The following is a 22073-nucleotide window of genomic DNA, read 5'->3' on the forward strand; positions in this document are numbered from 1 at the left end:
CACACGGTACGGAAAAAGCGCATGCCATCATCGGCCGCAGCAGACATAAAAAACGGCACCCCCAGGTGCCGTCTGTGTCAGCCGAGTGGCGCCAATTCGGCATCGCTCGGGTAGTAGCCCTGCTCCGGCTCGATACCGGGCGGATAGAGCGCCAGCAACTCGGCCACCTTGTTGCGGGTGCCGCCGTTGCGGCTGATGGTGCGCTTGACCAGGATTTCGTCGAGGCGGGCACCGCGATAAAGCTCGCGGGTCAGCTCGATATCGTGGTTGCTGATGAGCACGGGCACCCCTTTGCGCGCCGCGGTATGGCGGGCCAGCCTGGCCAGCACGGCCTGATCGTCCAGGGTGAAGCCACCGGCCGAATAGGTGGTGAAGCTCGCGGTAGTGGAGAGCGGGGCATAGGGGGGATCGCAATAGATCACCCAATCCTCTTCGGCGCGCTGGATGGCATCGGCATAGCTTTCACAGATGAAGGTCGCCTTCTGCGCCTTCTCGGCGAAGGCCCACAGCTCTTTTTCCGGGAAATAGGGTTTCTTGTAGGAACCGAACGGGACGTTGAAGCCCCCCTTCTTGTTGTACCGGCACAGGCCGTTGAAACCGTGTCGATTCAGAAACAGGAACAGCAGGGCGCGCTCGAAGCTGGTGTCGGTCTGGTTGAACTGGGTGCGCAGTCGGTAGTAGGCGGCCTTGTGGTTGTGCTCGGTCACGAACAGCTTGCGCGACTCAGCGATGAACCGATCCGGCGTCAACTTGAGATGATTGTAAAGACCGATCAGATCCGGATTGATGTCGTTGAGCACATAGGCGTCGTAGTCGGTGTTGAGAAACACGGACCCGGCCCCGACGAAGGGCTCCAGCAACACACGCCCGGCCGGCAAACGCTCGGCAATCTCTTCAACCAGGGAGTATTTTCCCCCGGCCCATTTTAAAAAAGCGCGTGTTTTTTTCATGGAAATCCGGTGTTAAGAAGGCATCGACCAAAAAAGGGGGACGATTCTACCCCCTTCCCGGCCAAAATGGCTATTGCTTCAACTCTTTTTGTACCTGAGCAAACGACTTGGGCCAGGGTTGACCCTTCAGCAAGGCGGGCGACAGCTTGCGAATGGCGGCCTTGGCCTGGTTGCTGCTGGCGTAGTCCCCCTGCAGCACCACGTACCAGGGGCTGCCGCGGAACTTGGTCTGATAGACCCAGATCTTGCCGGCCAGACCATTTTCGGCCACGAACTTGTCCACCGCCTTGGTGTTGCTCGCCCCCATCAGCTGGATGCTGTAGTGGTTTCTGGGCTTCTTGTTCAGAGTGGCAGCGGGGGTCAGCGCCACCTTGGGAGCAGGTCCCGCCACCGGTTCAACCGCAACTGGCTTGGCCACCGGCTTGCTGGCCGCTGGCGTGGGTTGGGCCTTGGCGGTGTTTGCCGGCTGGGCAGTCTGAGCAGTGGCATTGGGTGTAACAGCCGGCTCGGCAGGAGCAACTTGAGTGGCCGCTGCTTGCGAATCGGCGCCGGTCAGCTCATCCACTACCGCAGTGGGCAGGGCGCCGCTGACGTTGGGCTGCTTCATCAGCTTCTCGACCACCTCGTCGGAGATCACCACCCGGCGCCCTTCGTAGTTGGTCGATTCGGTGGTCACGGTGTCGCTCTCCACCGCCTTGGGCAATACCTTGGCATCCGGCTGCCAGTCGCGTACCACGCCGCCGGGATTGCTGGCGGCGCCATCACTGGCCGTACTCTGGCTGCCGTTCTGGCTGGTGTTGCTGCCACCGATGGTCAGCGGATCGCCACCCGAGACGGGGATGGGCAACGCCGTGGTTTGGGTGGGCTCGGGGACGGTACTCTTGCTGTCGCCGCCAAACAGGGCCGGCAGCAGATAACTCAGCGCCAGCAGACCGCCGGCCAACAGGGCCAGCAGGGTCGCAATCTTCTTGACGGGCAACTCGGCCTGACGTTTCTTGGGCCTTCTGTCGGTCATGATATCCTCCAGTAACTGCATGATGGTGGACGGATGTCCATTTGCCACTTTCAGGATCTCTTCCACTTTCGGCTTGGGCAAGAGGGCTGTCGGGATCTTGAGCTCTTTGGCCTTCTCATACAAGAAGATGCGTTGTTCGGGCGCGCCAAGCGGCGCGACTTCCAGCTCCAGCGCGGGCATCGCCCGCCCTTTCAGCTGCGCCTTCTGATTGCGACACCAGACGTCACTGCCGGAGAGCACGATGGCCAACTGATGGGGGATCTTCAGGGTATCGTTGTGACGACACAGGCTCCACAGCTCACCAACCAGCTCGGCAGGCAGCTCGTCGGCCCGCTCAATGAGCAGCAGCAGGGTAGCGGGTTTGCCTTCCAGCATGCGGAAAAAGCTGTCTGCCAGCGCATCCTGCGGGTTGAACAACGGCCGGGCCACCACCTGGGGCAGCAGCAGCTGACGCACGTCCACCATCTTCATGGCGGGGCTGCCGATCAGGCTGACGACCCGCACTTTTTCCGGCAGCGCTCCCAGCAGGGATTCGCACAACGTGCCGCGACCACTGCCGGGTTTGCCGGAAAGAAAGATAAAAGGATGATTGAATTCAATCAGATGCAGCAGCCGGTCAACCAGCTGCCGCTGGGAGGGAAATTTCAGCAGTTTATTCGTCACGACCAGACTCGATCACCGCCAGCAGTTCAGCATCGGAGACATCGGCCACCACCTGGGCATGACCTATGCCGACCGGCAGCACCAGACGCAGTTTGCCTTCCAGCACCTTCTTGTCTCGGCGCATGTGGCGAATGAAGGCCGCAAAATCCATCTCAGGCGGCGCCGTCACCGGCAGATTGGCTGCCAGCAGCAAGGCCCGGATACGGTCTACCTGTTGCTCGGTCACGTCACCACGGGCCAGGGCGGTATTGGCAGCCAGCATGGTGCCTGCCGCCACGGCTTCGCCGTGCAGCCAGTTGCCATAGCCCTTCTCGGCTTCAATGGCATGGCCAAAGGTGTGGCCCAGATTAAGCAGGGCACGCACACCGTGTTCGGTCTCGTCCTGGCCAACCACATCGGCCTTGATCTCGCAGCAGCGGCGGATGGCATAGGCCAGCGCGGCCGGCTCCTGCGCCTGCAGACGGGACATGTTGGCTTCGAGCCAGCAGAAGAATTCGACATCCCAGATGATGCCGTATTTGATCACCTCGGCCATGCCGGCGGCAAATTCGCGGGCAGGCAGGGTCTGGAGGCACTCGGTATCGATCACGACGTGTCTGGGCTGATAGAAGGCCCCAATCATGTTCTTGCCGAGGGGATGGTTGACGGCAGTCTTGCCACCAACGGAGGAATCAACCTGGGAGAGCAGTGTGGTAGGCACTTGAATGAACGGAATGCCACGTTGATAGCTTGCAGCAGCGAAGCCGACAACGTCCCCTATCACACCGCCACCCAGGGCAATCAGAGTGGTATCACGACCATGGTTGGTTTCCAGCAGAGCGGACATGATCCGCTCAAAGGTAGCCAGGGTCTTGTAGGCCTCGCCATCCGGCAGGATCAAGTGTTCAACCTGATAGCCCGACAGCAACTGGACAATCCGCTCAAGATACAAGGGCGCAACCACTGTGTTGGTCACAATCATGACCCGCTTGCCCTTGATGGTTTGCGTCAGCACCTCTGCGTGCTGCAACAGACCTGCGGCTATCTCGATGGGATAGCTGCGTTCACCCAGTTCGACCTTCAACCTTTCCATGGACGTCCTCTATATTACATGCCGATCAACTTAACGATTTGATTGGCAACAACTTTAGCGCTCTGGTCATCAGTCTGGATGACAAAGTCAGCCACTTCTTCATACAGGGCGTTGCGTTCTTGTGCCAGACGCTCGAGTACTTCGCGCGGCGGCTCTTCGGTTTGCAGCAAGGGGCGACGCTTGTCTCTTTGCGTACGTGCCAGTTGCTTCTCAATGGTGGTTTCGAGGTACACCACGATGCCGCGAGCAGAGAGCTTGTTGCGTGTTTCACGGCTCTTGATGGCACCGCCACCCGTCGCCAGCACGATACCCTGCTGTTCGGAAAGGTCACCGATGACCTTCTCTTCGCGGATCCGGAAACCCTCTTCGCCTTCAACATCGAACACCCAGCCGATATCGGCACCACTGCGGCGCTCAATCTCATGATCTGAGTCGAAAAACTCCATATGCAGTTGTTCTGCCAGATGTCTACCTATGGTGCTCTTGCCCGCACCCATGGGACCTATCAGGAAAATATTGCGTTTCTCAGCCATGTCTTTTCGTTAGTAATTACAAACTGTACGACCCCGACAAACTCTCGATCGGGGTACCTATGAACCTTATCTTGCGATGGATCAGGAGGGGGATTATCTCAATAGAAATCAGGACTGGCAACCGCAGCCCTTACGCCCCAGCCTCATTGGGGCGTAAGGTTATATGTGTTTTACCTTCACATGTAAAGTCTTCAGAAGGCGTCGGTGACTATCTTCGGCGTCACGAAAATCAGCAGCTCGCGCTTTTTGTTCTCGCTGGTTGTCTTGCGAAACAACACCCCCAGACCCGGGATGTCGCCCAGCAGGGGCACCTTGCTGACGTCGCTCTTGATGGTCTGTTGATAGATGCCGCCAAGCACCAGGGTCTCGCCATTGTTGACTAGCACCTGAGTGGTGATGGACTGGGCGTTGATGGAGACGGCATCACCGGTACCGGTCGGCACGGTTTCACCCTTGGTATCCTGGGTCACGGTCAAATCCAGGATCACCCTGTTGTCGGGGGTGATCTGCGGCGTCACCTTGAGGCTCAGCACCGCCTTCTTGAAGGTGACCGAGGTTGCCCCGCTGGAAGAGGACTCCACATAGGGGATCTCGGTACCCTGCTCGATCAGCGCCGGTTTCTGGTTAGCCGTGGTGACCCGGGGGCTGGCGATGATCTCGGCCTTGCTCTCTTTCTCCAGTGCCGACAGCTCGAGATCCAGCAAGGTACCATCCGCCAGCCGCGCCACCTGGAAGGCCAGGGTGCCGGCCGCATTGGTCACCGGCAGATTGACGTTAAGCCGATCGTCCACCCCAGGTCGGGTGATGGTCGAGCCGCCATTGTTGTTGCCGGAACTGTCATTGCCTTCGATGGTGCCCGAGGTACTGTTGCCGTGCCCGTCGTTTTTGGTTACTCCCCAACGCACCCCGAGAGCCTCGTCAAAGCCGTCATCAATGGTCACCATGCGCGCCTCGATCACCACCTGCTTGACCGGAATATCCAGGATATCCAGCATCCGCTTGATGTTGCTGATGACGTCGGCAGTGTCTTTGACCACCAGCACGTTGGTCCGCTCATCGACACTCACCGCCCCCTTGGAAGAGAGCAGTTTGGTGCTCTCGGACGAGAGCAGCGCCGCCACTTCGGATGCCTTGGCATAGTTGATCTGCAGATACTCGGTATAAAGCGGTGCCAGATCGGCGACCTGGTTGCGGCTCTCCAGCTGCTGTTTCTCGCGAGCGGCAATCTCTTCGGCAGGCGCGACCAGCAGGATGTTGTTGTCCAACCGCTTGTCGAGCCCCCGCACCTTCAAGATGATGTCGAGTGCCTGCTCCCAGGGCACCCCGTCCAGCCGCAGGGTGATGTTGCCCGACACCGAATCCGTGGTCACCAGATTGAGGTTGTTGAAATCCGCGATGAGCTGCAGCACGGTTCTCACCGGGATATCCTGGAAATTGAGAGAGATGGGTTTGCCCTGATACTGCTTGCCGGCAGTCGCCGCGGTGCGCTTTTTCACCTCGACGATGAACATCTTGTCCGCCTGATCGTAACGGTAGTCAAACTGACCGTTGACCGAGAGTTCAAACAGGGTGTCGTTACCCTGGCGGAACACCTCAACCTGAGAGACAGGGGTCGCAAAATCCTGCACGTTGATCAGGTTGAGCAAATCGTCCGGTACCCGGGTGCCGTGAAACTTGGCAAGCACCGTCTGACCACGGCTGCTGACGTCAACGGCGGCGGAGCTGTTGTCCAGCGTCACCAGAAATTCCCCCTGCCCGTCCTTGCCACGCCTGAAGTCGACCCCCTTCACGGAATTGAAGTAGGCACCGCTGGCCGCCGTCTGTGGTGATGGCAAGACAGGCTTGCTGGCCACGGACGCTGCCACTGGAGCGCTCTGGCGAGCAAGCTGCTGACTGTTGATCAGGGCGGACGAGGCTGCCGGCTGGGTATTGATAAGTGCAGACGAGGTCGGCTGGGGGGCCACCAGCCCGGAGGATGCTGTGGTGGCTGGCAGCGGCATGGCTGCTTTTTCTCCCAGAGCCACCAACAACTTGTTGCCCTGCTGATGCACCTGATAGGGGGTCAGTTGATCGAGGGCGATCTTGATATCGAGACCTGCCCCCTTGCCCTCGACCTTGAGGTTGTCCACCCCTTGCTGCTTGATGGGCAACGGGTTCACGTTGAGTGCTCCCACAGCTCCCGGCACATGCAGCAGCAGTTGGTTGGGTTCATAGGAGAGACGATCGGTAAATCCGCTGACCGGTTCACTGAAACTCAACTCCAGCAACAGCTGATCGGCCATCAGCGGATTGACCTTGACCTCCTGCAGGGTTGCCACGGCCCAGGCCTGGCTCCATGCTCCGGTGCAAAACAGCAGGGTAACTCGGGCTACCATACCTATTGTTGTTTTCATCGCATCATCCCTGATTATCGTTTTGCTTCAAGATTGGCCATGCCCAGCTGAGTTTCTCGGGTCACCCAGCATCCTTTGCCATCCGGTATAGTCTCAATCAAATCCACGTAGGTGTCAGTGATCCTGATCACCCGTCCCTGATCCAGTCCCATGTGTTGATTGAGACCCACCCGGATGGATTGACCATCAGGAGTCCTGATCAAGGCCCACAACTGTCCCTGCTTGCCAAGTGAGCCCTGCATGCTCAGGCTGGCCAATGAATAGCGTTCCAGTACTTCTTTTTCCCTGTTGGCCACGATCTGGGCGCAATCCGGCTTCACCTTGGCATCCACCTTGGCACTGCTGGTTTCAGGCTGGGGAGCAATGAAGGGGCTGCGCTGATCGCTGAGGTGATAAGCCATGGGGGAAAAGGGTTTGATTTCGGGAAGAGGCTCGATGGGTACTGGTTTTCTGGCCTTGGTTGCGGCCACATAGTTGTCCATGTCGTCCTGCCCACCGCAGGCGGTCAACAACAGAGCAGGCAACAGCACGCAGAGTAGCTTCATTTGGTCTGCCCCACGGTTTTGCCATTGTATTTGTAGGTTTTGGCCAGCATCGACATGGCAATCATGTCACCCTGCTCCTTGCCCTGTCCCAACGTGAACGATTCCAGGATGACGATACGCGGCAAGGCCGCCATGTCGGCCGTGAACTTGCCTATCTCATGATAAGTACCCACCACTTCGATTCGCATGGGTAGCTCGGTGGAGAACTCGTGTTTGATCTCGGGTTCCCAATTGATGCGATTCAATTTGAGCCCATTGTCGGTGGCAATGAAACTGATGTCATCCAGCAATCCGGCCACTTCGTGAGTATTCGGCAACTGCTTGAGCTGGGTATCAACCAGCTGTTCGAGCTGCACCATCTGCGTCTTGTAGGCACCGAGGTTGGCAGCCAGCATCGCCTTGCTCTCGAACTGCGCCTTGAGTTCGGCCTCCTTGTTGGTCTCCTGGGTCAACAGGGTCAGTGAGTTGGCAATCACGTAGTAATAGATGGCTCCCCCCAACAAGGCACAGAAGAACAGGATGAAAATCCCCTTGGCCAGCTTGGGCCAACTGGCAATGTTGTTGAGATCCAGTTCGTTGAGCTGTTGTAGATTCATTGCTGCCCCTTAGCCACATCGACCGTGGCACCTGCCGCACCCGCGACCTGGAACATCATGGAGAACTGGCTGAGCGAAACGGGCGCCACATCGGCCGCAAAAATCGTGCTGATCTGCGACTGCCCCAGCCAGCCGGAGCCATCGATACGACGCATCATGCTGGCTACCCTGCCATAGGCCTCGGTCTTGCCATTCACATCTATTTGGTTGTTCTGCAAGGCAAGCGTATTGAGGTAAACCCCGTTGGGAACCAGCGAAGGCAACTGGTTGAACAGACGAACCGGCAGATTGCGGCGCATCTGCAGGTGTTCGATCAATTGCATGCGATCGATCAACTCCTTGCGTCGCTCCTTGAGCAGGCGGATCTCGCCAAGCTGGGCATCGAGGATTGTCATCTCCTGCTGCAAACGCTGGTTGCGCTGCTGCTGATGGCCTATCTGCTGCTCTACCAGCCAGTCGGCGGCAAAGCCGAGTGAAGCCGTGATGGCCATGAAGATGCCCAGCATGACCCCGAATTGCTTCTTCTGCCGCTGGGCCCTGGCCTCACGCCAGGGCAGGAGGTTTATATTTGACATGGCGTGAAGCTCCTCAATGCCAGACCCAGCGCAGTCATGAACTTGGCACCGTGGACCGCCCCCTCCCCTTTCGGCTTGCCGAACAGGGCAAAGGGATCAGGATGCAATACCTCACAGTTCAACTCGCTGCCAACCTGGGCCGCCAGCCCGGGCAGCAGGCTGCCACCGCCGGTGAGCACCAGTCTGGAAAGCTCTCTGTGCCCGGAAGAGCTGCAAAAAAGCTGCACGTTCCGCCTGACTTGCTGCAGCAGGGCATTCATATGGGGCAGCAATACATCCAATTCGTGATCAACTGGCAGCTTGCCCTGCAACTTGGCCTGCTCGGCATCATCCAGCGACAGGTTGTAAAAAGAGGCCAGCGCCTGACTATATTGATCGCCACCGAAGTTTTGCAGGCGTGAGTAGATAACTTCTCCCTTTACCAGTGCGGCAAAGGTCATGGCGCTCGCTCCGATATCGATCACGCCGACCGGTTTATCCCACTCCTGCAGCTCCGGCAGGCAGGCAAGCACGGCGCGGCCCAGTGCGTGGGCGCCCACATCCACCACCTTGGTGGTCATGTCGGCTTCCGCCAGCGCGGTCACCCGCCCGCTCACGCTCTCGGTGCGGGCCGCACTCAGCAACACTTCGCGGCGCTCCTGATCATTGACCTTGCCCAGAATCTCAAAATCCAGGCTCACTTCATCTAGGGGAAAGGGGATGAGTTGCTCGGCCTCGAGCTGAACCTGATTCTCCAGCTCGTTCTCACCCAGCGCGGCATCCACCTGAATGACTTTGGTGATCACGTTGGAACCGGTGACGGCAGTCGCAACGTACTGGCTGCTGCCCGAGATGAGGCGCTTGAGGGCCTTGAGAGACTGGCTGACCCGTTCGATATCCTGCAGCTGATAATCAACCAGAGTGCCTTTGGGAGTGGCAACTTCGGCCACAGATTCGAGATGCAGCTTGCCGGGACGACCGGTAATGGTCACGGCCTTGATGGTCTGGCTGCCAAAATCAATACCCGCCAGAGGAAGCAGAGAACCTTTGTTGAATAGCCCAAACATATACACATCCATGCGTTATTGGGTTTTAGGATTGATTGTAGGACAGCTAATCAGAAGATGATGACTTAACTCATCCTAAATGCTCTATCTATCAATGTCATAAAGTTTATGCCGAAAAGTGATACAACTCGCTTTCCGGCCGCCCCTCGCCTCCCCTTGGTTATTGAGCCGCAGAATGCTAACCTCCCGCCTCTTCTCGAGGAGCCGGGCAGCCGTCAGGAAAACCTCGAATTTCCGGAGGCAAAAGGGCTATACTCTGCGCCCGTTGGCTAATTTTAAGACGATTGGTAGTTCTTCCATGCTGAAATGGCTCGTACGCCTGTTTATTGTCATGATGCTGGGTGCTGTGCTGGGTGTTGCCAGCCTCATCGGTATCTACTTTTACATCAAGCCCCAGTTGCCGGATGTGACCGCGCTGCGCGACGTCAAGCTGGCCACCCCGATGAAGGTGTACAGCCGGGATGGGGAATTGATCTCCCAATTTGGCGAAATTCGTCGCATCCCGCTGCATCTGGATGAAATCCCCCAGTCCATGATCGATGCAGTATTGGCGACCGAAGATGCCCGTTTCTATGAGCACCCGGGGATTGACCCCATCGGCATCATTCGTGCTGCCACCGTCTGGGCCGTCTCCGGTCAGGCCCGCCAAGGCGCCAGTACCATCACCCAGCAGGTCGCCCGCAACTTCTTCCTGAGCAATGAAAAGACGCTGGTGCGCAAGATAAAAGAGGTCTTCCTGGCCTGGCGCATCGAGCAGAATCTCTCCAAGGACGAGATCCTGCAGCTCTACCTCAACAAGATCCCGCTCGGCTACCGGGCATTCGGGGTCGGTGCCGCCGCCCAGGTTTACTTTGGCAAGGAGGTCAAGGACCTGACGCTGGACGAGATCGCCATCATCGCCGGTCTGCCCAAGGCGCCGTCCATGCTTAACCCGATCCGCTCGCCGGAACGTGCCTTTGCCCGTCGCAACGTGGTACTTGGTCGCATGCTGGAAACCGGCAAAATCACCCAGGCCCAGTTCGACGAAGCGTCCAAGATGCCGGTCAAGGCCCGTTATCACGGTGCCGAGATCACCTTGAATGCCCCTTATCTGGGGGAGATGGTGCGCCAGAAGATGGTGGAGCAGTTCGGTGAAGATGCCTACACCATGGGTCTGCACGTCTACACCACAGTCACCGCCAAGCGCCAGCGCGCCGCCCGTCTGGCCTTGCTCGACGGCGTGTTCGACTATGACACCCGCCATGGCTACAAGGGCGTGACCGCCCAGCTGTGGAAAGCGGGCGAAGCCGATTGGGATTATGACAAGATCATGGCCCATCTGGCCAAGCAGCCCACCTATGAGCCGCTGATGGCCGCCGTCGTCACCAAGCTGGCTGACAAGAGTGCGACCATAGTACTGAAGAACGGCAAGCAGGCTGAACTTGGCTGGAACGGCATCAAGTGGGCGCGCGCCTTCATCACCGACGATCGTCAGGGCTTTGCTCCCCGCTCGGCCCGCGACATGCTGAAAGTGGGCGCCCAGATCTGGGTTCGGGAAAAGGGTGAAGAACTGCTGCTTTCCCAGATTCCCGAGGTCAACGCCGCTCTGGTGGCCATGAACCCGCAGGATGGTGCCATCGAGGCGCTGGTCGGCGGTTTCAGCTTTGAGCTCTCCAAGTTCAACCGGGTCGACCAGGCACGCCGCCAGATAGGCTCCAACATCAAGCCCTTCCTCTATGCCACCGCGCTGGAACAGGGCTACACCCTGGCCTCCCTCATCAACGATGCGCCGATCAACCAGTGGGATCCCTCCAAGGGCCCCATGTGGCAGCCCAAAAACTCCCCGGCCATCTATGAAGGCCCCACCTCCCTTCGTCTCGGCCTCGCCAAGTCGAAGAACGTGATGTCAGTGCGCCTGATGCGCGCCATCGGGCTGGATACCTACATCGACGGGCTGACCCGCTTCGGCTTTGCTCGCGATACCATCTCACCCAACGAGTCGCTGGCTCTGGGTGCCGCCGAGTTCACCCCGCTGGAAGTGGTGCGCGGCTACTCGGTCATGGCCAACGGCGGCTTCCAGGTCACCCCCTACTTCATCACCGAAGTCACCGACAGCTTCGGCGCACCTCTCTATCAGGCCAACCCGGCAGCCGCCTGCCGTGATTGTGGCGTGCTGGCCGCCGCAGGTCTCGACAGTGCGGATGCCTATGCCAATACGGCGCCGGACTGGAAAGCCCAGTGCCCCATCGATCCGGTCGTCCCCGGCAACATGGCACCGCAGACCATCAGTGCCCAGAGCACCTTCCTGGTGACCGACACCCTGACCACCGCCATCTGGGGTGGCAATGGCTGGCGCGGCACCGGCTGGCGGGCGGCGCGCGACCTCAAACGCCACGATATCTCCGGCAAGACCGGGACCACCAACGAATCCCGTGATGCCTGGTTCTCCGGCTATACCCCGAATCTGGTCGCCACCTCCTGGATCGGTTTTGACAACCACCAGCGTGGTCTGGGCCGGGCCGAATTTGGCGGTGGTGCCGCACAGCCGATCTGGATCGACTTCATGAAGACGGCGCTCAAGCAGGTGCCTGAGCGCAAGATGCCGGTACCGGAAGGGATCATCACGGTGCGGATCGATCGTGAGACCGGCCTGTTGACCAACCGAACCGACGGCAGCAGCACGGAAGAGTTCTTCAAGGAAGGCACCGAGCCGACCCGCTACGCGACACAGAGCTCGGATGGCAATCAGGTGTACGGCGGTGAGGGTTCGCCCACTGATGGCCCCGTCTCCACCGACGATATCTTCTAAATCACCGCAGAAGATAAAAAAACCGGCGCAATGCGCCGGTTTTCTTTTTTGTGGCCTTGTAGTGGTGATCTGCAGTTAACCAAGCAGGCTCTGCATCAAGCGCGAGATACGAGCGGCCAGCTCGTTGAAGCAGGGCCGGCGCACCGAATAGTGGCGATAGAGCAGCGCTATAGTGCGTCCAGGCACGGGGTCTATCACAGGTCGATAGCTGACGCCGCCCTCTTCGGCATTGGCGGGCACGGCAAGCCTGGGTACCAGCGTCATGCCGCTGCCGGCGGCCACCATGTTGCGCAGCGTCTCCAAACTGGTGCCCTTGAAGCGCTGATCCTCACCGATACCGGCAGCGAAACAGAATCCCATCGCCTGATCCCGCAAGCAGTGGCCATCGGCCAGCATCAGCAACTTCTTGCCCTTGAGATTGCTGAGCGGCACCGCCTTGGCCTTGGCCTCCGGGTGCTGCTGGGGCACTGCCAGCCACATGGGCTCCTGGTAGAGCGGGATCGAACCAAACCCGTCCATCCCCTCCAGCTCGGCCAGGATCAGGCAATCCAGCTCCCCCTCTTCCAGCCGTTTGAGCAACACCTGGGTCTGCTCTTCATAGAGGTAGAACTCCAGCTTGGGAAAGTGCTCGCGCAGATCCTGAATGATGTGAGGCAGCAGGTAGGGGCCGACGGTAGGAATGAAGCCGATGTGGATTTCACCAGACATGGGCTCGGCAAAGTGCTGGCCTATGCTCTTGAGCTCACGCACCTCTTTAAGCACCTTGCGGGCCTGCTGGGCCATGGCATCACCAGCCGGGGTAAACAGCACCTTGCGCGAGGTACGCTCGATCAGGATCACCCCGAGTTCATCCTCCAGCTTGCGCAGCTGGCCGCTCAGGGTGGGCTGACTGACGAAGCAGCGCTCCGCCGCCTTGCGAAAGTGCTTCTCCTCTTCCAGCGCCACCAAATACTCGAGATCGCGAAGGTTCATACATCCAGAATCCTGCCAACCAATGGGGCCATTAGCATGCCCAAGAACGGCGGAGCGAACAAGGGATGGAGCAAGGGGGAAAGTCGACAGGCCGATAAAACAAGGCGGGCCCGGATCCAGGATCCGGGCCCGCAACAGCGAGCATCCAACCCGCCTTACACCCGGAAGCGGCGCACCATCTCCTGCAACTGGGTCGCCAGGTGATTGAGGTCGTTACAGGCCTGTGCCATCTGGGTTGCACCGGCAGCCACTTCCTCGGAGGCATGGCTGATATTGACCACGTTGCGGTTGAGCTCTTCACTCACCGCCCCCTGCTCTTCGGTGGCGGTCGCAATCTGGATATTCATGTGGGAGATGCTCTCCACCGAGCCGCTGATCTCGGAGATGGATGCCCCCGCCTCCCGCGCCGTGCTCACGGTGGAATTCATCATGTCCTGGCTTTGCTGCATGGTGGTGCCGGCCTGCTCGGCCCGCTGCTGCAGTTCGGCGATGATGGTGTTGATCTGGGAGGTGGAATCCTGAGTCCGCTTCGCCAGGGTACGCACCTCGTCGGCCACCACCGCAAAGCCGCGGCCCTGCTCGCCGGCCCGAGCCGCTTCAATGGCGGCGTTGAGCGCCAGCAGGTTGGTCTGCTCGGCGATCCCGCGGATCACCTCCAGCACCATGCCGATGTTGCGGCTGTCGTCGCCAAGCTGACGGATTACCACGGCGGTGCTCTCGATGGCACCGGCCACCTGCTCAATACGCTTGATGGAGTCGTTGACGGTGCGAGCCCCCAGTTCGGCAGTGCTGCTGGCGGCACTGGCGGCACTGGCGGCGTCACTGGTGTTGCGGGACACCTCCTGCACCGTGGCCTGCATCTCGTTCATGGCGGTGGCCAGCTGATTCAGCTCGTGCTGCTGGCTGTTCATGTTGTTGGCGGATTGGCGCGCCACCGCGCTGATCTCTTCGGCTGCCGAACTCAGTTGCACCACGGAGCCGGAAACTTCACTGACCAGGGTACGCAGGTTCTTCTGCATCTCGCCAAAGCCCTTGGCCAGTTGCCCCAGCTCATCGTTGTTGAACTGGCTGGCGTCAAGATGAGCCGCCAGATCGCCGGCTGCTACCTTGCGGGTCTGTTCCAGCATCGCCATCACCGGATTGCGGATCTGGCCGGTCAGCAGCCAGGCCACCACCACCACGAACAAGACGGTGATGAGACTGACGATGATGCTCATGGTACGCGAGCTGCTGTAAAGGTCGGCCACCGACTTCACCATGCTGTCAGCCAGCTCGTTGTTGATCTCGCGCAGACGGTAGGATTTGGCCCCCGCCTCTTCCAGTGCGGCGCGAGTCTCGTTCTTGCGCAGGCTCTTCACTTTTTCCAGATCGCCGCTGGCAAAAGCCGCTATCAGCTGCTCGTGTACCGAGAAGTACTTCGCTCCAGCGGCCAACAACGCCTCGTAAGTCTGCTTCTCCTCATCGGTGCTGAAAGGCAACGAGCCATACTTCTGCGCCGCCGCGTCAAACTCCTGCTTGGCCTTGTTGAAGGTGACGGTACGTTCGCTCACCTCCTGAGCATCCTTGTTGAGGCCGCCAATCACCTGCGCCAGTTCGGAGCGACGGGCATCGAGAATGGCCACATGCATCTGGCTGGCATAACGGGTCGATGGCAACAGGTTGCCCGAGATGGTGGCGGTATCGGCATAAAGATGGGACAGCTGAGTGATGGAGAACCACGCCAGCCCCACTACTAGCAGGGCCAATACGGCAAAACCGGCGCTCAACTTCTGACCTATAGACATATTTTTGAACATGATTGGTATCCTTGGCGGCTAGACGCAAGCCCGTGGCCTCAAACGCCCGGGCTATCCCCATAGAGCATAGCGTGATGATCGCAAGCGGATGATTTTCAAACTGTCCGCTACTGAATATATCGTCCCGCCAGGGGATAGCATGAGTGCCGGACAGGTAGGAAAAATCTGCAACGAGCACCTCGGGCGCTGCACATCCGCCACCGGATACGACCTACTGTTCGCTCAGCGACTCATCATGAGCTGGATCTGGCGAGCAAACGCCTCTGGCTCACCCAGGAAGGAGGAGGCGGACAAGGGGGTGACATTGTCGCCCTGCACCAGCCCCAGGGTCGGATAGCCCTGTCCGCCGAGACGGCGCATCCAGCGCTGGCTGTCGGCCAAATGGCTCGCCAGGTCGACCTGCTGGTAGGCCTTCACAAAATCATCCGCGCCAATGTTCTGCTCCGCCACCAGGCTGGTCAGATGCGCGAGCGAACCGATCCAGATGCCATCGCGATAGTGGGATTGCTGAATGCGGTGCAGCAGGCTCAGACCGTTGCCACCCAGCGCCGTCACCGCCAGGATGGCGCGGATGGGCTGCTCCGAATCGAGCAGCAGACCATCGCGCAGCAGCAGCTCGTTGAAATAGCGCTCGCCGAAAGGCTGGCCGGTCAGCGCCTGGATCCGCTCGTCATGGGGACGGACGTAATCGCGCAGGGCCTGGCCCATCGCCTGCCTGCGCCCGCCAAGCCAGAGGCCACCGGCGTGCAGCTCGATACGCAGTTCCGGGATGGCAGCCGCAGCCTTCAACAGCGGGGCAGCGCCGTAGCACCAGCCGCAGAGGGGGTCGTATACATAATGCAGAGTCGTTTCGTTCATGTGATTCACTCGTTCATTCGGCTAAAAAAACCGGGCCCTCGGGCCCGGTAAAAAAACACAGGGAAGTAGGCGTCAGGGGCTTACCACTTCATCTCGCCGGTGTTGACCTTGGCACCGATGGCCAGACCATCGTCGACCGGCAGGGACGGGTAAGCCTTCTTCAGTGCTTCAATCAGCTGGCCGGAGTTCTTGGCTTTGGCCCGCTCCTGCTCAAAGCGCTCTACGTAGTCACGGGTGAAGGTCACGGCTTCAGTACCCTTGGGCGCAGTCCCCAGGAAGTGACCCGGCACCACACGCTCGGGCTTCAGCGCCAGCAGATTGTTCAACGCCTTGACCCAGTTGCTGCGAGCAGCCTTGGTCTGGCTGTCAGCCATCCACACGTGCACGCCGCTGTAGACCGGTACGCCACCAAACGCCGTCTTGATGGACGGTGCCCACAGGTAGGCATTCGGGGTGTTCATCTCTTTGATCTCGATCTTCTCGCCATCCAGTGTCAGATGGCTGGCCGTCATCACTTGCGGCACGGTCAAGCTCTTCGGTGCACCCTTGCCGAGGATGGGGCTCCAGTAGCTCAGCTTGGCGTCCTTGGTCTGGTTGATATGGTCGACCACATGCTGGTCTGCCAGTACCTTGACGTCCGGGAAGGCTGCCTTGATGGGCTCCAGACCGAAGTAGAAGTCGGGGTCACCGGCACTGATATAGACGGTGGTCAGCTTCTTGCCGCTCTTCTTGATCATGTCCACCAGCGCCTGGCCGTTTTGTACGTCGAACTGGGCATCGATCAGGATTGCTTCTTTGTCGCCGGTCACCAGGGAGGAGGAGACCGGGAAGATAGCCTTCTCGCCCGGGTTGTAGACGGTCACGGTGAGCGGGGCGGCCATGGCGGCACCGCTCAGCAGGGTGGTGGCCAGGGTCAGGTTGCGGATCAGGGTATTGTTCATCGGGTATTCCTCATCAAGTCATCAGGGGTTCATCAGATGGACACAGTTTATTGGATCAATTACGGTACAAATACAGCATAATAAGCGCATCACTGTTGCATTAATCGAGCATATAGAGAGTCTGAGATGGATCGACTGACCGCATTGCGGGTCTTTGTCAGCGTAGTCGAACAGGGCAGCCTGAGCGGCGCCGGGGAGAAACTGGAGATGTCGCGCGCCATGGTAACGCGCTACCTGGCAGAGCTGGAGCAGTGGATGGGGGCACGGCTGCTGCACCGCACCACTCGCCGGCTCAGTCTGACCGGCCCAGGGGAAGAGGCGCTGAACCGGGCCCGCGCCATGCTGGCGCTGGGGGAAGAGATGGAGCAGATCGCCGTGCGCGGCGACGAGGCCCCCAAGGGGCAACTGCGCATCACCAGCAGCTATTCACTCTCGGAAGCCCTGCTGGTGGGCGCCGCCAACGACTACCTGGCGTGCTATGCGGGCACCGCCATCGACATCCTGCTGCTGGACCGCACCGTCAATCTGGTGGAGGAGCGGATCGATCTCGCCGTGCGCATCACCAATGACCTCGACCCCAACCTGGTGGCCCGCCGGCTCGGTACCTGTCACTCCGTGGTCTGCGCCAGTCCGGCCTATCTGGCCAGACACCCGACCCCGCACAAGGTGCAGGATCTCGCCCTGCACAACTGCCTCACCTACACCTATTTCGGCAAGAGCCTGTGGGAGTTTCAGGGACCGGACGGGCCCGAATCGGTGCCGGTGAGCGGCAACCTCAGCGCCAACATCTCCAACCTGCTGCTGGAGGCGACGCTGGAGGGGGCCGGCATCAGCCTGCAGCCCCGCTACTCGGTCCAACCCCACCTCGACACCGGCACCCTGGTGCCGCTGCTGGAGCAGTGGCAACCCAAGCGACTCGGCGTCTACGCCGTCTACGGCACCCGCAAGCAGATGTCACCGCTGTTGCGCAGCTTCCTCGACTTTCTGGTGGAACGCATGGCCGTCGACCCCATGTGGCGAGAGTAGTGGCAGGAGTAAGAGACAATGCAAACATGCGAAAGGGGCCGGCAGGCCCCTTTCGCGCATATGTCACACCCATCCGTTGGCGTCAGGCTTCGAAGCCGGTCAGCGGGGTTTCGGCAGGCGTCTCCTGCGTCACGTCCAGATAGATATCCCGATAGGCCACATAGATGGAGTAGTTGAGCGCCGGGATCACCACCAGCAGACCCACCAGCATCAGCGCTGCGCCGAACAGCATCAGGATGGCGGCGATCAACCCCCACCAGAGGAAGGGCCACATGTTGGTCAGGCAGCCTTTGAAACTCAGTTTGGCGGCCTGCAGGATCCCCACATCGTGGAAAAAGATGAGGGCGGGGGCGAAGGTGATGGCCATCAGCACCGGGATCAGCAGTACCAGCCCCAGCAGCAGACAGAGCAGCAGCCCCTGGGCCTGGGCCGCCGTCACCACCAGAGATTCCGGATCCTGGGTCAGCAGGGAAGTGAGCCCCCACATGGAGAGCAGTCCCAGGCAGATGAGGCCGATCAGGCTGAACAGGGCCAGCACCAGCAGACCCCCCAGCATCAGCGGGGTCAGCTTGTGGCGAAAACCGGAGAAGAAATCGGCAAAGCGCAGCGGATTGCCTTCATAACCGTGACGGGCCACCGCCACCCAGCCGGCACCCCAGACCATGTAAAGCAGCTGGGAGATGAGGCTGCCCGCTGGCAGACGCTCCAGCAACAGGCCGACCGCAAACCAGATGAGGACCATGGCGACACTGACCCCCATCCCCTTGTTGAAGACATCGAAACCGGATCGCACCCAGACCCAGCCACGCCCGATGGGGTGACGAGCAGGTTCTGCGCGCAGGGGGGACAATCCATTCATAACATTTCCTCGGTTCAAAACGGCTGGTTGCCGATTCTAGAGCCATGGGCCGACCGACTCAATGGCGGGTCACCGCCGAGGCCGGTTTTGCACGTCATGGCTGCTTGTATCAGACGTTACGGTTATCATAAGAGACCCCTTTGCAAGGGGCATTCACTTATTCAAGAGAATCCAAGATGCGTACATCTCACCTGGCGCCAATTCTTCTGCTGGCCTCCCTGTTGCTCAACCTCTGGCAGTGGCAGGCCGACCCTGTCGCACCTCAGTCGGGATCCGACACCGCCAGCCCCGTCAACAGCCCGTCGCAATGCGATTCGGCCACCAGCCAGAACAGCGGCCAGAGCACCGGGCAGAGCCTGCTGGCCAAGCTGCCCGGCAAGGGAAGCCAGAGCGAGCCCGCCCCCGCCCAGGAGGTGCTGCCTCCCAATCCCGAGCTGGAGGCCGCCATCAGCCAGTGGAGCCAGTCGAGCGAAGGCTCCGTGCTGATCGAGCGGCTCTATGACGCCGAACAGGGCAGCCAGCTCACCACCGTCTTCGACCGGCTCGACATAGTGGAAGACGTGCGCGGCCAGGTACAAGAGCAACTGCGCGAGCTCTATCGCCTCGGCTTCGACCATCCCGATGCCTATGAGCAAGAGAGCCAGCGCATCTGGGGCAACCTCAGCAACCTGCTGGGGGAGGATACCCGCACCCGGCTCGAACAGGAGATCTACTCGGGCGATACCAACCGCCTGCTGGAGATCCAGGGTCGCCTGGCGGAGCACGGCGAGCTGCTGGCACCGGCCCAGCGCCAATCCCTGACGCGTCTGCTGAGCGAGGCGAACCAGCAGCTGGCCCAGCAGGAGAGCGGTGATGCCGGCACCTATCTGGAGAACCAGCGCGCCTATACCCAGCGGGTACTGGAGAGCAGCCGCAGCTTCCTCAATCCGGATCAGCTCAAGGTGGTACAAGACATGCTGGAGCTGGACCTGGTGCGCCAGGAGGTGTCGGTCCAGATGGAGGCCATCTACCAGCGCTTCCAGCCAGCGTCCTGATTTCGTTACCGTTTCGTTTTAGTCAACCCAGTCTGGAATCATCATGAGAGTCGTTTGTTGTCTATTGTTGCTGCTGGCCAGCCAGTCCGCCCTCGCCGAGGGCTTCATCAGTCGCCTGCTCAACCACCCGGTGCCGGGGGGCGTCGCCGTGGTGGCGCTCGGCAGCGAGGCGCAGGCCCCGACCGCCCGCTATCAGGGCAAGCCGGTGCTGGTGGTGCGTGAAGAGGGCAAACGCTGGATTGCCATCGTCGGCATCCCCCTCAAGAGCCAGCCCGGCGCCCACCAGCTGCAGGTGAGCGATGGCCGCACCCTCGGCTTTACGGTCGGCACCAAGCACTACCGGGAGCAGCACATCAAGCTCAAGAACAGCCGTCAGGTCAACCCGCTGGCCGAAGACATGACCCGCATCAACCGCGAACTGGCGGAACAGACCCGCGCCTACCAGACCTTCAGCCCGACCCAGCCGAGCAACCTGCTGTTCGACAAACCGGTGGACGGGCCGCTCTCCAGCCCGTTCGGGCTGCGCCGCTTCTTCAACGGCGAGGAGCGCAACCCCCACTCAGGCCTCGACTTCGCGGTCGGTGCCGGCACCCCCATCAAGTCGCCGGCGGCAGGCAAGGTGATCCTGATCGGCAACTACTTCTTCAACGGCAATACGGTGTTCGTCGATCACGGTCAGGGCCTCATCAGCATGTTCTGCCACATGTCGAAGGTCGACGTGAAGCTGGGCCAGAGCCTGCCCCGCGGCGGCATCGTCGGCCGGGTCGGCGCTACCGGCCGTGCCACTGGTCCCCACATGCACTGGAATGTCAGTCTCAACGACGCCCGTGTCGACCCCGCCATCTTCATCGGTGCCTTCAAGCCCTGAGGTCGGTGACCTGTCAGGGGCGCTCAAAACGAAAAAGGCAGCCTAGGCTGCCTTTTTGATGGCCGAATGATGACATGTCAGGCGGCGGCGTGCTGGCGCGCCTCCTTGCCCATGGCTCGCCACATCACCAGCACCAGCAGGGTGCTGCAGGTGGGCAATGCCAGCCAGACGCCGGATACCCCCCACAGGGAGGAGAAGCCCCACAGGAAACCACCGATCAGCACCAGCTTACCGCCGGTGAGCAGGGAGGCGATACGAGCCCGGTTGATGGCCTGGAAGTAGGTGGCCCCCACCAGCAGCAACCCTTCCATCGGCAAGCCCCAGAAGTAGAGCCAGATGCCTAGGCTGGCCACCGGCAAGAGGGCCGCGTTGTCCCCGGCAAACAGGTAGACCACCCCCTCCGGCCACAGATAGAGCGGCAGCATGCCGCACAGGGCCACCAGCAGGGTCACCCCCAGCGCCAGGTTGCGCACCCGCAGCACCCGTGCCCAGTGGCCCGCCCCGGCGTTGAAGCTGGCGATGGGCTGGATGCCCATGGCGATCCCCTCGAAGATGAGATAGAAGAAGGCCTCGCTATAGCTGATGACGCCGTAGGCCGCCACGTGCAGCGAGGTGCCCACCGCCAGCAGCGCCTTGTTGTGCAGCGCCAGCACCACCGACAGATAGAGGTACATCAAAAAGCTCGACACCCCGAGTCGCAGCGTCTCCCCCATCAACCGCCAGTCGGGTCGCAGGGTGTCCCAGCCAATGCGCAGCTGGCTGCGCGGGGTGAAGAAGTGCCACAGACAGAGGCCGCCGGTCACCGCCTGGGAGAGCATGGTCGCAATGGCGGCCCCCGCCAGTCCCCAGGGGATCACCGCCATCAGCAGGTAATCGAGCAGCACGTTGAGCACGCCGCCTCCCACCAGGATCCAGGTGGTGAGGCCGGGTCGCCCGTCGTTGCGCAGCAGGGCGGTAAACGCCATGGAGAGCACCGCAAACACTCCGAGCCAGGCATACCACTGCAAATAGGCGAAACCGGCGTCAAAGATGACTCCCTCCGCCCCCATCCAGATCAGCATGGCCTCGCCGTAACGGATGCCGATGAAGGCGAGCAGCCCAGAGGCGATAAGCACCATCACCAGCGCGTTGCCGACGATGTGGCGGGCCCTCGCCTGCTCCCCCTTGCCCAGATAAAACGAGGCGAGCGCCGAGGAGCCCATGCCGATCAGCGCCCCCACCGCATAGAGCACGGCGCAGATGGGGTACGCCAGCATCATGCCGGCCAGCCCGTCCTGACCCAGAATATGGCCGACGAAGATGCCGTCTATGGTGACATAGATGCCGGTGACCAGCATGGCGGCTACGGTCGGGGTGACGTAGCGCCAGAACAGGCGAGAAAGAGGGGCAGTGCCCAGATCGACTGCGGACATAAAACGCTCAACGGAGGGAAAAACGGCCAGAATGATAGCCAAAGCAGGCTGGGAACGCCCGTTATTTATGTTACAAATCATTAATATGGAAAACTTTACCCACCCCGGCCCCTGCTTTAGGCTAGGGCGAC

At 60.4% G+C, this 22073-nt stretch carries 19 protein-coding genes; 4 read left to right on the forward strand and 15 right to left on the reverse strand.

Going from position 1 to position 22073, the window contains the following annotated elements; translation table 11 throughout:
- Positions 1-77: 77 nt before the first annotated feature.
- From AHA_RS16125 to tapM, 9 genes are all read right to left on the reverse strand, one after another.
- Positions 78-950: a Dam family site-specific DNA-(adenine-N6)-methyltransferase gene (locus tag AHA_RS16125; protein WP_011706963.1), complete on the reverse strand. Its 873-nt coding sequence runs from the start codon at positions 948-950 to the stop codon at positions 78-80.
- Positions 951-1020: 70 nt separating this feature from the next.
- The gene (locus AHA_RS16130) at positions 1021-2628 is read right to left on the reverse strand and encodes an SPOR domain-containing protein (protein ID WP_011706964.1); all 1608 of its coding nucleotides are present in this window, start codon (positions 2626-2628) and stop codon (positions 1021-1023) included.
- The gene (aroB, locus tag AHA_RS16135; protein ID WP_011706965.1) at positions 2618-3700 is read right to left on the reverse strand and encodes a 3-dehydroquinate synthase; all 1083 of its coding nucleotides are present in this window, start codon (positions 3698-3700) and stop codon (positions 2618-2620) included. The genes AHA_RS16130 and aroB overlap by 11 nt, the downstream gene beginning before the upstream one ends.
- A 14-nt stretch (positions 3701-3714) precedes the next feature.
- Positions 3715-4233, reverse strand: a complete 519-nt coding sequence (aroK, locus tag AHA_RS16140; protein ID WP_005298388.1) for a shikimate kinase AroK — start codon at positions 4231-4233, stop codon at positions 3715-3717.
- A gap of 191 nt (positions 4234-4424) precedes the next feature.
- Positions 4425-6626 carry a type IV pilus secretin PilQ gene (locus AHA_RS16145; protein WP_011706966.1) on the reverse strand — a complete coding sequence of 734 codons (2202 nt, stop codon included), beginning with the start codon at positions 6624-6626 and terminating at the stop codon, positions 4425-4427.
- Positions 6627-6640: 14 nt separating this feature from the next.
- A complete protein-coding gene (locus AHA_RS16150) occupies positions 6641-7171 on the reverse strand; it encodes a pilus assembly protein PilP (protein WP_011706967.1) in 531 nt (176 codons plus the stop codon).
- The gene (gene tapO, locus AHA_RS16155; RefSeq protein ID WP_011706968.1) at positions 7168-7767 is read right to left on the reverse strand and encodes a PilO family type IV pilus biogenesis protein TapO; all 600 of its coding nucleotides are present in this window, start codon (positions 7765-7767) and stop codon (positions 7168-7170) included. The genes AHA_RS16150 and tapO overlap by 4 nt, the downstream gene beginning before the upstream one ends.
- Positions 7764-8342, reverse strand: coding sequence for a PilN family type IV pilus biogenesis protein TapN (gene tapN, locus AHA_RS16160; protein WP_011706969.1), 579 nt, complete (start codon positions 8340-8342; stop codon positions 7764-7766). The genes tapO and tapN overlap by 4 nt, the downstream gene beginning before the upstream one ends.
- Positions 8330-9400: a PilM family type IVa pilus assembly protein TapM gene (tapM, locus tag AHA_RS16165; RefSeq protein ID WP_011706970.1), complete on the reverse strand. Its 1071-nt coding sequence runs from the start codon at positions 9398-9400 to the stop codon at positions 8330-8332. The genes tapN and tapM overlap by 13 nt, the downstream gene beginning before the upstream one ends.
- A 286-nt stretch (positions 9401-9686) precedes the next feature.
- Here tapM and AHA_RS16170 point away from each other — a divergent pair, with 286 nt between their 5' ends.
- Positions 9687-12176, forward strand: coding sequence for a penicillin-binding protein 1A (locus tag AHA_RS16170; RefSeq protein ID WP_011706971.1), 2490 nt, complete (start codon positions 9687-9689; stop codon positions 12174-12176).
- Positions 12177-12251: 75 nt separating this feature from the next.
- On the opposite strand, the gene oxyR is transcribed toward AHA_RS16170, so the two are convergent.
- The 4 genes from oxyR to AHA_RS16190 all read right to left on the reverse strand — a co-directional run bounded on the left by oxyR (position 12252) and on the right by AHA_RS16190 (position 16743).
- Positions 12252-13148 (reverse strand): DNA-binding transcriptional regulator OxyR, encoded by an 897-nt coding sequence (gene oxyR, locus AHA_RS16175; RefSeq protein ID WP_017409206.1) that lies wholly within the window; start codon positions 13146-13148, stop codon positions 12252-12254.
- 155 nt (positions 13149-13303) lie between these two features.
- A complete protein-coding gene (locus AHA_RS16180) occupies positions 13304-14944 on the reverse strand; it encodes a methyl-accepting chemotaxis protein (protein ID WP_011706973.1) in 1641 nt (546 codons plus the stop codon).
- 222 nt (positions 14945-15166) lie between these two features.
- Positions 15167-15802, reverse strand: a complete 636-nt coding sequence (locus tag AHA_RS16185; protein ID WP_011706974.1) for a DsbA family protein — start codon at positions 15800-15802, stop codon at positions 15167-15169.
- A gap of 80 nt (positions 15803-15882) precedes the next feature.
- Positions 15883-16743 carry a Vmh family MBL fold metallo-hydrolase gene (locus AHA_RS16190; protein ID WP_011706975.1) on the reverse strand — a complete coding sequence of 287 codons (861 nt, stop codon included), beginning with the start codon at positions 16741-16743 and terminating at the stop codon, positions 15883-15885.
- A 126-nt stretch (positions 16744-16869) separates the two neighbouring features.
- On the opposite strand from AHA_RS16190, the gene AHA_RS16195 reads away from it, so the two are divergent.
- Positions 16870-17769: a LysR family transcriptional regulator gene (locus AHA_RS16195; RefSeq protein ID WP_011706976.1), complete on the forward strand. Its 900-nt coding sequence runs from the start codon at positions 16870-16872 to the stop codon at positions 17767-17769.
- An 82-nt stretch (positions 17770-17851) separates the two neighbouring features.
- Here AHA_RS16195 and AHA_RS16200 read toward each other — a convergent pair whose 3' ends face one another.
- Positions 17852-18628, reverse strand: coding sequence for a BPSS1780 family membrane protein (locus AHA_RS16200; protein ID WP_011706977.1), 777 nt, complete (start codon positions 18626-18628; stop codon positions 17852-17854).
- A 176-nt stretch (positions 18629-18804) separates the two neighbouring features.
- On the opposite strand from AHA_RS16200, the gene AHA_RS16205 reads away from it, so the two are divergent.
- Together AHA_RS16205 and AHA_RS16210 are read left to right on the forward strand one after the other, a co-directional pair.
- Entirely contained in the window at positions 18805-19662 is an 858-nt protein-coding gene (locus AHA_RS16205) for a hypothetical protein (protein ID WP_011706978.1), read from the forward strand.
- 43 nt (positions 19663-19705) lie between these two features.
- Positions 19706-20530 (forward strand): M23 family metallopeptidase, encoded by an 825-nt coding sequence (locus AHA_RS16210; RefSeq protein ID WP_115586421.1) that lies wholly within the window; start codon positions 19706-19708, stop codon positions 20528-20530.
- A gap of 77 nt (positions 20531-20607) precedes the next feature.
- Here AHA_RS16210 and AHA_RS16215 read toward each other — a convergent pair whose 3' ends face one another.
- Positions 20608-21942, reverse strand: coding sequence for an MATE family efflux transporter (locus AHA_RS16215; RefSeq protein WP_044800558.1), 1335 nt, complete (start codon positions 21940-21942; stop codon positions 20608-20610).
- Positions 21943-22073 lie beyond the last annotated feature (131 nt).

Source organism: Aeromonas hydrophila subsp. hydrophila ATCC 7966 (assembly GCF_000014805.1).
GTDB classification, from domain to species: domain Bacteria; phylum Pseudomonadota; class Gammaproteobacteria; order Enterobacterales; family Aeromonadaceae; genus Aeromonas; species Aeromonas hydrophila.